Here is an 11,486-nt window from a genome sequence, read left to right on the forward strand (position 1 = left end):
CGATCTGGCATCGGTCGTCTATCCTATCGCGGGCGCGCGGTCCCGGCGGGGCCGGCACTCTAACGAAAACCTGAAGGCGGGAGCCGGTCCCGTCGCCGGCCGGCTCCCGCCTCTGTGGAACGGTCTTGGATGATCAGAATGAGAACAGAGTGTACAGCATCAGCACGTTGTTGTCGCTCGCGTTGCGGCCCTTGCCGTCGTAGTTGGTCGTCGCGCCGTTGAATTCGATGTAGTAACGATACTGCAGGCCGACGCGGTAATTAAGCCAGGGGAACCCGGGCCCCGTGTTGTTGCCGTGCGGCGTCCAGTTGATCTCTCCGATGATCACCTGGGTTTCCGGGCTATGGGCCGCGCTGCCGGTGAGCGTCGCGGCCGGATACAGCTTGGTGTCCGTGCTGCCGAAGATCCCATTGTAGGCCAGGACTGCGCCGTACGTCGCGTTCCAATCGTACATCGCCGCGACGCGGAACTGGTTCAGCGAATCGCTCGCGTTCGACGACTTGCCGGCCGCGAACGACGCCGTCCGGTCCTGGTCTTCGTGGAGGTAGTTGGCGAGCAACGTCAGCGTGTTCCGGCCGAACGACCGGTGATAGGTGACGTCCAGGCCGAAATCGCGGAATTCGTTCTGCGCGCTCTGGTTCGCGAACCCGGGGATCATGGTGACCGGGACGTCGACGTAGAGGGCGCCGACTTCGAGGTAGTTCTCGCCCCACGACTGCTGCCACGCGACCCGGAAGTACGGCGCGCTGCCGTTGATGAAGCCGAGGCTCGGCGGCGGCACCTTTCCGAGCGTGCTGATCGTCGACGTGGCCATCGTCTGGTAGATGCCGGCCTGCAGGTACAGGCTGTTGTTCCAAAACGCGTATAGGCTGGTGCCGTAGTTCGATGTCCCGAGCCCCGCGCCGACCGGCGAGGCGTTGCCGGCCACCATGTTCGAGCCGACGAAGCTCAGCGGGAAAGCGTACCCGTAGAGCGCACCGTCCCACGGGTCGCCCTCGGTCATCTTGTTGTTCAGATCGAATCCGAGGACCAACGGCTTGCCGCCGAGCGTCATCTGCTTCGTGAGCTTGAAGTCCGACGGTGCTTCAGACAAGTTGACCGTGCCGGCACCCACGACCAGCGCGTTCAGGTTGATCCACATCTTGCCGACTCCGCCCACGCCCCAGGAGCCGTCCTTGCCGAACGTTCGCCCGGTCGCGACGATGAACGAGGCACAGCCCGGCGTCACAAAGTTGTTTGACCCATAGCCCACCGGCGCGGTCGGACGGTCCTTGCCGAGGTTGGTGTATGACGGATAGAACTGGAGGTTGAACGGCATGTGGGACCACGGCCCGGTCCCGCCGCGCATCGAGTAGCCGTTGAGTTTGAACGAGATCCCGAACGGCGTGAGGAACGGTCCGAAGCCGCCGAGGTGACAGGCGCTGCACGGCGCGCCGGTCTGCCCCGAGAAGCTCGGCAGGGCTTCGGCCGGAGAGATCCACCACAGGGCCAGCGCACACGCCAGGATGCCGAGCAGCACCGTCCGGCGACCCACAGTCATGCTCGTCCCCCCTATCGTCGGAACCGGGATATGATGCGACCTACTTTGCGGTGATGGCGGCGGCGCCCGGCGGTGTCACGCTCGGCGTCGCCGCGGTCGGGGACACGATCAGCGCGTCCCACTGGCCTGAGACCGCGTGCCCCGGCACGCCGCAGACGAACTCGTACGTCCCCGGCTTGCTCGCCTCGAACGAAAACGTCTGCTGCCCGCCCTTCGCGAGTCCGGACGAGAAACTGCCGGTGGTCGCGGCGGCGAACGCCGGGGTGGACGAGGGGCTGACCTGCGAGTGGGCGCCGGACGCCAGCACGGCCAAACTGTGGCTCGTGGCGTCGGCGTTCTCAAAGTGCACGACGATCTCCCAGCCGGCCGGCACGGTCACGGTCATCCCGCCCCGCTGGTAGCCGTTGAAGGCAAAACCTCCGCTCGACGTCTTGTTCCCGGTGATCGTGATTTCCGCGGTGTGTGATGCCGCCGCGTGGAGAATCGGCGTTCGGAACGCCATCGCGCCCGCCCCCGCCAGTACCATGATCGCGAACCCCCACCGCAGTACCCGTCCCCGTGTCTTTGCCGCGTCCCGCCGGTCTCGCACGCGCCACCTCGGTATAGGTGTGGCATTCTTGTAAGCAATTACCACACATGGTAAAGGGGTCGCCCCGGGCGCGGTATCGGATAAAACACCGAAATTGCGTCGGTGTTCGGTCCGTCCGTTGAATTACGGATGCCCTACCGGCGAAGAGGCGGCGGGAAGAGGAGGAGGCACCTGCGGGCCGGACATTACGGCGAAGGCCCGAGTGGGTATCGGTGAGTCGCCCTATACCGGGCTCGGAACCGGGACTCTACCATAAACGCGGTATGAACTCCGATCAGACCGATAGCGGAGTTGCGCGCATCCGGGTGCTCGTCGTCGACGACCATCCGGTATTCCGCGAGGGGACACGCCGAATTCTCGACGCCCTGCCCGACGTGCGGGTGATCGGCGAAGCGGCCGACGGTCTGGACGCGGTCGAGCGCGCGGGCGAGTTGCGGCCGGACGTCGTCATTCTGGACATCCGGCTCCCGCGGCTGAACGGCGTCGAGGCCACGCGCCGTATCCTCCATGCCGTTCCGGGCACGCGGGTCATGGCGCTGACGGCGTACGACGACGACGAGTACGTCATCGCGCTCATGAACGCGGGGGCGCTCGGGTACCTACTCAAGAACGTCTCGGGCCAGGGCCTGGCGGAGGCCGTGCGGAGCGTGCACCGCGGCACGCCGGTGCTTCATCCCGTCGTCGCCCGCAAGGTGGCCCGGTACTGGGCGCAGGCCGCCGGGACGGCCAAGCCGGGCGGAGGCGCCATCACCGGCCGCGAGATCGAGGTCCTGGACCTCGTCGCGCGCGGCCTGCACAACCGGGAGATCGCCGAACGGCTCAAGCTCAGCGCGCGCACGATCGAAACCCACCTCGAGCACATCTTCACCAAACTCGGCGTGTCGTCTCGCACCGAGGCGGTAACGCTCGCCTTGGGCCGCCACCTGCTGCACACCGTGGATCAGACGGATCCCGCCGGCGACGGCGGGACGTGACGGGCGGCGGGGCGGCCCGCGCGGCGCTCCCTGCGGCAGGTGCGCGCCTCAGGGTGCCGATCCGAGACCGCCGGTTCTGGACGATCCAGGCGCTGATCCTGATCCTTGCGGCCGCCGACCTCGGAACGGACGTCCTGCTCACGGACGACTCGGTGATCAGCATCGTGCTGGTCACGCTGTTCTTCATCCCGGTGACGTACGCCGCCGTCGCGTTCGATTTCGCGCGCGCGGCGGTCACGGCCCTCTGGTGCGTAGCTGTCGACCTCCCGGTCATGCTGCTCGAGCACCGCGGCACCCCGCGGATCGAACAGTTGTTTCTCCTCGCCGCCATCGTGAGCGCTGGAGTATACGTCGCGCATTGGGTGGGGCGGGAGCGCGCGGCGCGAACGGCATACGCCCGCGCCATTCTGCGCGGACAGGAAGAGGAGCGGCAGCGCCTGGCCCAGGACCTGCACGACGAAACCATCCAGGATCTCATGATCCACTGCCGCACGCTCGACGATCTGAAGCACGCGCTCGAGGCGAACGAAAACGCCCTGACCGGCATGCAGCATGCCCGCCGGTCCGCCGAACGGATCGTGCACGAGCTGCGCGAGCGCATTCGCGCGCTGCGCCCGGCGGTGCTCGACGACCTGGGACTCGTGGCCGCCATCGAGCAGCTCGTCACCCGGTACCAGGCTCAAACCGGCGCGGCCGGAGAGTTCCGCGTCGAGGGCACCGTGTGCCGGCTGGCCGCCGAGACCGAGCTCGGGCTCTTCCGGATCGCGCAGGAAGCCATCCGCAACGTGGAACGGCACGCCGCGGCGATGCGTCTCGCCGTGGAGCTTCGGTTCGACACGGCCGGGGTACGTCTGCGCGTGGCGGATGACGGCGCGGGGTTCATCTTGAACGGCAATCGGGATCCGGCGGGCAAGGGCCATCTCGGCCTGCTCGGCATGCGGGAGCGGGCCGAGCTGCTGAACGGCAGCCTGGAGCTCGTCACGAGCCCCCGCGGGGGCACGGAAATCAGCGCCTGGATTCCGTCGTAACGCGCCGGTCCGCTAGGTCTGGCCGACGGCGGCGTGCACCGACGTCGCGGGCGTCCGCCTCGCCGAGCGCTTCACTCCTCCACCACGTACTCGAACAACCACACGCCCAGGACGAGCACGACCACGTCGAACGCCGCGAGAAAACCGGCCGATTTGAGTACCGCGGCGAACGGCGCACCCTCGAGGGCGGCCGTCACTCCGGAGAGCGACACGACGATCGCCGGCAGCGTGACCGGCACCAGCAAAATCGGCAGCAACACTTCGCGCAGGCGTGTCGCCGCGGCCATCGCGCCGAGGAGCGTGCCCGTCGCCGCGAACCCCGCCCCGCCGAGCGCAAGCGGCAGCGCGATTCCGGCAATGCGCCGGCCGAGGTCGGGGGCGACGAGCACCGTCTCGGCGGCGACGATCACCACCATGATCATGAACGTCACGAGCAGGTTGGCGGCCGCCTTGGCCAGGAACAGCGTGCCGCGGCCGACCGGGGTCAGCAGCACACCCGAAAACGCCTGGCGGTCCTGTTCGAGCGTCTGCGTCCGCGCGAGGCCGAGCGTCGCCGCGAAGACGACCGTGATCCACAGGATCGCGGCGGTGACCGTGGGCGCGGGACCGCTGCCGACCGCGAGTCCCTGCACCACGAGCGCGAGAAACGCGACGAGGCTCATCGACGTCACGAGCTCACGCGTGCGCAGCTCCGCGAGCACGTCCTTCCAGACGAGCGCGGCGGCCGCCCTCACCGCGCGCCGTACCACGCGTCGACCGCCGCCGCGTCGGCGCCGCAGAGCGGCAGCGGCGCACCGAGGCGCCCGCCGCGGAGGACGCGCGCCTCGCCGGCCGACTCGCGGCCGACAGCCGCGACATTGAGACCGCAGACGCGCAGCGCCTCGACGGCCTGGTGGGTGGAGAGGACCACGGCGCCTCCACCGCGGCGAAACTCGGCGAGATGCGCGGCGAGCTGCGCGGCGGCGTCCGGGTCCAGCCCGGCGAACGGCTCGTCGAGCAGCAGGACGTCCGGCCGGTGTAAGATCGCGCGCGCCACCGACGCGCGCTGGCTGAGCCCGCGCGAGAGCCGGCCCGCGATCGTCTCCCGATACGGCGCCAGGCCGAGCAGCCCGCAGATCTCCTCGATTCTCTCGTCCGGCGCGGCGAGGCCGTACAGCGCCGCAAACAGATTCAGGTTTTCGCCCACCGTGAGGCCGCCGTACAGCATCGGCTCGTGGCCGACGAACCCGACACGTCCCCTGACCCGGTAGTCCGCGAACATGTCCTCGCCCGCGACGAGCACGGCGCCGCGCCGCGGACGCAGCAGGCCGGCCAGCACACGCAGGAGCGTCGACTTGCCGGAGCCGTTCGGACCAAGAATCGCGAGACCGCCGCCCGCCGGCACCTCGAGCGAGACTCCGCGCAGCACGCGCTCACGGCCGAACGCGCGCCAGAGATCGCGGGCGCCGATCGCCGCCGTCTGCGGCGCCTGAGCCGCGGGAGCGGCGGCGTCCGGGGCGGTCTTCACAGCCGTGAGACCGTCAGGAGCCGCCGAGGGGCGGAATGAGCGCGGCCACGTCGGTCGGCTCGAACAAGAAATACGGGTAGCCGCGGAACTGTACGGCCTCGTCGGCCTGCGGCGCCGCGGCGATGGCCGCGAGCCGCGCCGCGACCCGCTCGATCTCGGGTGCGAGCGTCTGGGAGAGAAGTCCGTTCACCTCGCGGATCCGGTGGGTCACCGCGCGCCGCTCGCGGCCCGGGCGCATCGCCTCCACCTCGCGGATCAGCCGCCACTTTTCGTCGACGAGACGCCGCTCGGCCTCGCCCGCCTCGGCGAGGTGCCGGTCCGGATTGTGACGGAGGTCCATGAGCCGCCGCTCGAGCGTGCGCCGCTCCGCGCCGGGATCGCGCGCCTCGCCGAGCGGGAGATGCAGCGTCGCCGTGGCGACCGCGTACGGCGCGAGCCGCGCGTCGAACAGCCGCTCCGCGAGCGGCGCCGTGACGCGGTCGTACCGGCCGCCGCCGACGCCGTGAATGAAGAGATCGCCGAGGCACAGGCGGGCAAACAGCGTGAGCGTGAGGGCCTTCGGCCGCAGCGAGACGCCCGACGCGGCGAGCGCCTCGACGCCGGCCGGGCCGGCCGGAACGGTCGCGAGCGCGCGATCCGCGGTGCCGAGGACGAGGTCCGCTCCCTCCCGCGCGCCGTACAGATCCGCCCGGCGGCCGCCGTGCAGAATCCAGAACGGCAGTTCCGTGCGGCCGCCGGAACGAACGAGGTTCGGAAACGGATTGGCCGCGGAGCGGACGCGGTGCGCGCGGCGGTAGTCGTCCAGACAGCCGTTGTAGGCGGCGAAGGTGCGGGCCGGATCCTGCGCGAGGTGCAGCGCGAACGCCTGGAACTCCGCGGCGGACCCGAACGCCGACACGTCCACGGTGGCGTAGCGCGGCTCGCCCGCGCGGGCTTCGAACGCACGGCGCAGGCCGTCGAGGTACGCGGGGAGCGCCGCGGCGCGGCGGCGCACCGCGGGCTCCGCGCCCGCGAACGCGGCGAACCGATCCAAAAGCTCGGCGCTGCCGAGCGCGACGAGATCGGCGCGCACCGAGTTTGCAAACGCGGCCCAGGCGTCCGGCGCCGGGACGGCCGCCGCCTCGAGAGGCACGTCGTCCGGCAGCGGGACGAGCGTGCGGGTCACGCGCGCCACGTCCTCCCGTCCGGTTGGGATCTCGGCGGCGATCGGTCCGGTCGCGTCGGAGTCGACGATGCAGTGCAGCCCGACCGCCCCGTTGACGCCGCACAGCCCGCTGAGGAGAAAATACTTGATCCAGACGCCCGGGTGAAAGAACACCGGCTGATGCCCCATCAGGACGAGCGGGCGGTTCCCGATCGCCGTCCCGGTGAGCCCCGCGATGCGCTCCCGCGTCCGCCGACGAAGTTCGCGCAGCGGGACGTCGAACACCGCGCCGTCTCCCGGATCGTGGACGGCGATCAGCGCCGCGAGGCGGTCGGCCGGCGGGACGAACAGCGTCTCGCCGGAGCGCGCGGGGATCGCGTACTCGGTTTGCACCGCGACGGACTCGGGCGTCACAACAGGACCCCGAGGGTCGCCACGCCGATCGGCTCTTTGGCGGCGAAGGGCTCGCCGTACGGCCGGCGGATCCGGCTGCCCCAATAGGCGGCGACGGACCGGATCGTGTCGAGAATGCCGAGGTTGTTGCGCTCGTCGTTGAACTGCGAACGGTAGCAGGCCACCGCTTCCAGCTTGCGCTCGATGTGATCGGAGATATCGACGATAAACGCGGGGACGACCTGCAGCCGGTAGTGCGTACAGAAGAAATGAAGGATCCGGTCGGGATAGTGCGGCGCTCCGCGCATGTCCGTGCGCGTCAGCTTCGCGTAGAAGCGCGCGGCCTCGCCGAGGCGCTCCGCCGCGAGATGGTCGGGATGCGCGTCCACCCAGTACGGAATGCACAGCGTGTCGGGCCGCACCTCGCGAACGATTTCCGCGACGGCGACGCGGTTCTCCACCGTATCCATGAGATACCGGTTGGGCAGGGGCAGCGTGATCCGCCGGTCCACGCCGAGGACGCGCGCCGCGGCCTCGCTCTCCGCGCGCCGCCGCTCCGGCGAGCCCGTCGGCGTCGGCTCCCCGTTCGTAAGGTCTAGGAGTGTGACCGTGTCGCCGCCCCCCACGAGCGCGCCGATGGTGCCGCCCATGCCGATCTCGGCGTCGTCGGGATGCGCGCCGATTACGAGGACGTTCGCCACCGGCTCACCTCGCGGTCGATGATCGCCAGATAGTACGTGCGCCGGGCCTGCGGGTCGTCGAGACCGCCCCAGAACCGGCGCTCCGGGTTCTTGTAGATGCGCGGCACCGGGATCTCCGTAACCGTGAGGCCCAATCTCGCGGCCTGCAGCCACACCTGCAGCGGCATCCCGTAGCTGCGTTCGTCGAGCCGCATCCGCGCCAGCCCGGCGATGCGGTACGCTTTGAACCCGCACCACGCGTCGGTGAGCCGGTAGCCCGTCAGCTCGTCGATGATGCGGGTGATCTCTTCGTTGAGACGCTGCCGGTCGGGCGGCGCGGGGTCCTGGTCGCCCGGCGCTTCGGCATGATAGCGGCTGCCGGAGACGATGTCAAACCGCCGCGCGGCGGCGAGAAAATCGGGAATGAGCCGCGGCTCGTGCTGCCGGTCGCAGTCGATCGTCACGGCGACATCGAACCCGCCGCCGATCGCGTAGCGGAACCCGTCGATCAACGATTGGCCGTACCCCTCGTTCTGCGCGTGTGTAAGCCCGCGCACATCCGGCAGCCGCCGCTCGGCCGCCGCGAGAATTTCCGCCGAGCCGTCGGTGGACCCGTCGTTCACGACCAGGATGCGCGCGGCGGTGTGGCGGCGCACTTCGTCGAGCACGCCGGCGAGCGTCGGCGCCTCGTTGTAGAGCGGCATGACGACCACGGCCCGCAGGGGCGGCTCCGATCGGCTCATAGGCTAAGGGGTGCAACGACGGGGCGGCCGCGGCTATGCCCCGCGGACCGGCGGCCGCCGGTCAGCCTTTGCGCAACCGTTCCGCCGCGTCGCGCGCGAAGTACGTGAGGATCAGGTCCGCGCCGGCGCGGCGGATCGCCGTGAGCACCTCGAACATCGCCTGCGTCTCGTTGAGCCACCCGTTCGCCGCGGCGGCCTTCAGCATGGCGTACTCGCCGCTCACGTGGTACGCAGCCGTCGGCATGCCGAACGCCGTTTTCACCCGCCGCAGCACATCGAGGTACGGCAGCGCCGGCTTGACCATCACGATGTCGGCGCCTTCGTCGATGTCCGCCTGAATCTCGCGGACCGCTTCGTCGGCGTTGGCGGGGTCCATCTGATAGGCGCGACGGTCGCCGAACTTCGGCGCGCTCTCCGCGGCGTGGCGGAATGGCTCAAAGAACACGGACGCGTACTTGGCGCCGTAGGCGAGGATTCCAACGCCGGCGCGGCCGGCGGCATCCAGCGCCCCCCGGATCGTTCCGACCTGCCCGTCCATCATGCCGGACGGCGCCACGAAATCCGCGCCCGCGTCGGCGTAGGACAGCGCGATACGAGCGTAGACTTCGAGCGTCGCGTCGTTGTCGACGCCGCCGTCCCGGATCACGCCGCAGTGCCCGTGCGACGTATACTCGCAGAGGCAGAGATCGGGGATCAGCACGAGCCGGTCGCCGAGTTCGCCGCGAAGGCGCCGGAGGGTTTGCTGCACGACGCCCTCCGGGTCCCAGGCCGCGGTTCCGGCTTCGTCCTTGTGCGACGGGATGCCGAACAACATCACCGCGGACACGCCCGCCTCCGCCAGCGCCCCGCACTCCTCGACCACGCTGGCCGGGGTATGCTGCACCTGCCCCGGCATCGCCGGGATCGGAACCGGCCGCGGGACGTTCTCTTTCACGAACAGCGGAGCGATCAGATCCGAGGGCAGGAGCGCCGTCTCGCGCACCATCGCGCGAAGGTGCTCGGTGCGCCTTAGGCGCCGGAACCTTCGATTCGGGAAGCCTGTGCTCATCGCCCTCCGGAGGGTACCACACATCCCGGCGGCGCGCCCAGCGCGCCGCGCAGGGCATCGACGAGGCCGGCGAGCGTGTAGGTCGAGGCCACCGCGCCCACCCGGAGCCCGTCGGCGCGGGCGGTCTCGGCCGTGACCGGGCCGATGCAGGCCACGCACACGCCCGCGAGGAGGCCGCGCGCGTCGGGTCCGGCCAGCTGCAGGAAGTACCGGACGGTGGACGAGCTCGTGAAGGTCACCGCGTCGATGCGTCCGGCCCGCACCGCCTCGAGCACGTTCGGCGCCGGCGCGGCCGGTTCGGTGCGATAGGCCGGCACGACGTCCACCGCGGCCCCGAGGGCGCGGAGCCCCACGGGCAGGACGTCCCGGGCAACCGCGGCGCGAGGCATCAGCACACGTGCGGCGTGAAGGTCCCGCCGCGCGAACGCCGCGACAAGCGCCTCGGCGCGAAACTCCTCCGGGGCGAGCGCCGCCTCGAGGCCGTGCTCGCGAAGGGCCTCCGCGGTACCCGGCCCGATCACCGCAAGCCGCGCCCCGGCGAGCGCGCCGGGCGCCATCCCGAGCGCCCCCATGCGGTCGACCGTCGCGGCCACGCCGTTGCGGCTCGTGAACACCACCCAATCGTAGGCGGGAAGGTTCCGCAGCGCCTCGTCGAGCGGGCCGTAGTCGGACGGCGGAACGATTCGGATTGCGGGGAACTCGAGCACCACCGCGCCCTCGGCCTCGAGCAGGCGCCGGAGGCGCCCGTCATCTCGCGGCCGGGTGACGACGACGCGCCGGCCGGCGAGAGAGCCGCTCACCGGGCGCGCCTGGCGGGTTCGACCGGCGCGGCCGCCGGCACGGCGCCGGCGATCTCGGCCGCATCGGCGAACACGCGGTCCGCCACGCAGAGACCCAGCCACCGGGCGGCGCCCACCGGCGCCGTGCCGCGGTGCCGCCGCACGACGCGTCCGTCTTCGCCGGCGAGCAGACCCTCGAGCGTGACGCGCCCGTGGTCGACCGACGCCATTGCCGCGGCGGGTGCGCGGCACCCCGTGCCGAGCCGCGCGACGAAAGCGCGCTCGGCGCGCACCGCTTCGTGGGTCGCGGGGTCGTCGATGCGGCGCAACAGGTCGAGGACGACCGCGTCGCCGCGCCGCGCCTCCACGGCGAGGGCGCCCTGTCCGGGGGCAGGCAGCATCACCTCCGGCGCGAGCCACTCCGACACGCGGTCCTCCCACCCCATCCGGATCAGCCCCGCCGCGGCGATGCAGAGCGCGTCGGCATCGCCGCGGTCGAGCTTCGCGAGCCGCGTGTCCACATTGCCCCGGATCGATACGATCCGGAGATCGGGGCGCCGCGCGCGCAGCTGCGCGGCCCGCCGCAGGCTGCTGGTCGCGACCCGCGCGCCGGGCGGAAGCGCCGCGAGCGGCACCCCGCCGCGCGAGATGAGGACGTCGCGCGGATCTTCGCGCGCCGGCACGGCGCCGAGGCACAACCGCGGATGCAGCGTGGTGGGAAGATCTTTCGCGCTATGAACGGCGACGTCGCAGCGGCCGTCCGCGACCGCTGCCTCGAGCTCCTTCGCAAAGAAACCGATGCCTTCGAGCCGTTCCAGCGGCACGTCCGGGGCGCGGTCGCCCGCGGACCGGATCACGACGGTCTCGACCTCGAGGTCGGGCTCGTGCGCGCGCAGCGCGTCCATGGCGAGCCGCGTCTGACGCAGGCTGAGCGGGCTCCCGCGCGTGCCAACCCGCAGTCTCCTCGCCATCACGCGCGCGCCGCGGTGACCGTGGCCCCCGGCTTAGCGGCGTCCCCGCTTCGCGGTGCGCTTGCGCGGCGCCGGCGGGCGGGCCGCCTT

The 11,486-nt window shown here is 71.0% G+C and carries 12 protein-coding genes; 2 read left to right on the forward strand and 10 right to left on the reverse strand.

The window, feature by feature from the left end; genetic code table 11:
• Positions 1–133: 133 nt before the first annotated feature.
• Positions 134–1,540 (reverse strand): hypothetical protein, encoded by a 1,407-nt coding sequence (locus VFL28_14065; protein ID HET7265786.1) that lies wholly within the window; start codon positions 1,538–1,540, stop codon positions 134–136.
• 40 nt (positions 1,541–1,580) lie between these two features.
• Positions 1,581–2,129, reverse strand: a complete 549-nt coding sequence (locus VFL28_14070) for a sulfocyanin-like copper-binding protein (GenBank protein ID HET7265787.1) — start codon at positions 2,127–2,129, stop codon at positions 1,581–1,583.
• Between the two features lie 263 nt (positions 2,130–2,392).
• On the opposite strand from VFL28_14070, the gene VFL28_14075 reads away from it, so the two are divergent.
• Both VFL28_14075 and VFL28_14080 read left to right on the forward strand, forming a co-directional pair.
• Positions 2,393–3,103 (forward strand): response regulator transcription factor, encoded by a 711-nt coding sequence (locus VFL28_14075; GenBank protein HET7265788.1) that lies wholly within the window; start codon positions 2,393–2,395, stop codon positions 3,101–3,103.
• 53 nt (positions 3,104–3,156) lie between these two features.
• A complete protein-coding gene (locus VFL28_14080; protein HET7265789.1) occupies positions 3,157–4,131 on the forward strand; it encodes a sensor histidine kinase in 975 nt (324 codons plus the stop codon).
• Positions 4,132–4,202: 71 nt separating this feature from the next.
• Here the strand turns inward: VFL28_14080 and VFL28_14085 are convergent, their stop codons facing one another.
• The 8 genes from VFL28_14085 to hemC all read right to left on the reverse strand — a co-directional run bounded on the left by VFL28_14085 (position 4,203) and on the right by hemC (position 11,396).
• Positions 4,203–4,880: a heme exporter protein CcmB gene (locus tag VFL28_14085; protein ID HET7265790.1), complete on the reverse strand. Its 678-nt coding sequence runs from the start codon at positions 4,878–4,880 to the stop codon at positions 4,203–4,205.
• Positions 4,862–5,638, reverse strand: a complete 777-nt coding sequence (ccmA, locus tag VFL28_14090) for a heme ABC exporter ATP-binding protein CcmA (GenBank protein HET7265791.1) — start codon at positions 5,636–5,638, stop codon at positions 4,862–4,864. Before ccmA ends, VFL28_14085 begins: the two co-directional genes overlap by 19 nt.
• Before the next feature lie 13 nt (positions 5,639–5,651).
• Positions 5,652–7,196, reverse strand: a complete 1,545-nt coding sequence (locus VFL28_14095; GenBank protein HET7265792.1) for a hypothetical protein — start codon at positions 7,194–7,196, stop codon at positions 5,652–5,654.
• Positions 7,193–7,876, reverse strand: a complete 684-nt coding sequence (bshB1, locus tag VFL28_14100; GenBank protein ID HET7265793.1) for a bacillithiol biosynthesis deacetylase BshB1 — start codon at positions 7,874–7,876, stop codon at positions 7,193–7,195. The genes VFL28_14095 and bshB1 overlap by 4 nt, the downstream gene beginning before the upstream one ends.
• Complete coding sequence (locus VFL28_14105; protein ID HET7265794.1) at positions 7,858–8,598, reverse strand: glycosyltransferase family 2 protein; 741 nt, start codon at positions 8,596–8,598, stop codon at positions 7,858–7,860. The genes bshB1 and VFL28_14105 overlap by 19 nt, the downstream gene beginning before the upstream one ends.
• Before the next feature lie 61 nt (positions 8,599–8,659).
• A complete protein-coding gene (gene hemB / locus VFL28_14110) occupies positions 8,660–9,670 on the reverse strand; it encodes a porphobilinogen synthase (protein HET7265795.1) in 1,011 nt (336 codons plus the stop codon).
• Positions 9,643–10,446 (reverse strand): uroporphyrinogen-III synthase, encoded by an 804-nt coding sequence (locus VFL28_14115; GenBank protein HET7265796.1) that lies wholly within the window; start codon positions 10,444–10,446, stop codon positions 9,643–9,645. Before VFL28_14115 ends, hemB begins: the two co-directional genes overlap by 28 nt.
• Positions 10,443–11,396: a hydroxymethylbilane synthase gene (hemC, locus tag VFL28_14120; GenBank protein HET7265797.1), complete on the reverse strand. Its 954-nt coding sequence runs from the start codon at positions 11,394–11,396 to the stop codon at positions 10,443–10,445. The genes VFL28_14115 and hemC overlap by 4 nt, the downstream gene beginning before the upstream one ends.
• Positions 11,397–11,486 lie beyond the last annotated feature (90 nt).

The organism is bacterium (assembly GCA_035691305.1).
In the GTDB taxonomy this organism is placed as follows: Bacteria; Sysuimicrobiota; Sysuimicrobiia; order Sysuimicrobiales; family Segetimicrobiaceae; genus DASSJF01.

Coding starts and splice junctions, on each gene's coding strand:
- VFL28_14065 (HET7265786.1), bottom strand. CDS start 1,540: ATGACTGTGGGTCGCCGGACGGTGCTGCTCGGCATCCTGGCGTGTGCG.
- VFL28_14075 (HET7265788.1), top strand. CDS start 2,393: ATGAACTCCGATCAGACCGATAGCGGAGTTGCGCGCATCCGGGTGCTC.
- VFL28_14105 (HET7265794.1), bottom strand. CDS start 8,598: ATGAGCCGATCGGAGCCGCCCCTGCGGGCCGTGGTCGTCATGCCGCTC.
- hemB (HET7265795.1), bottom strand. CDS start 9,670: ATGTGTGGTACCCTCCGGAGGGCGATGAGCACAGGCTTCCCGAATCGA.
- hemC (HET7265797.1), bottom strand. CDS start 11,396: ATGGCGAGGAGACTGCGGGTTGGCACGCGCGGGAGCCCGCTCAGCCTG.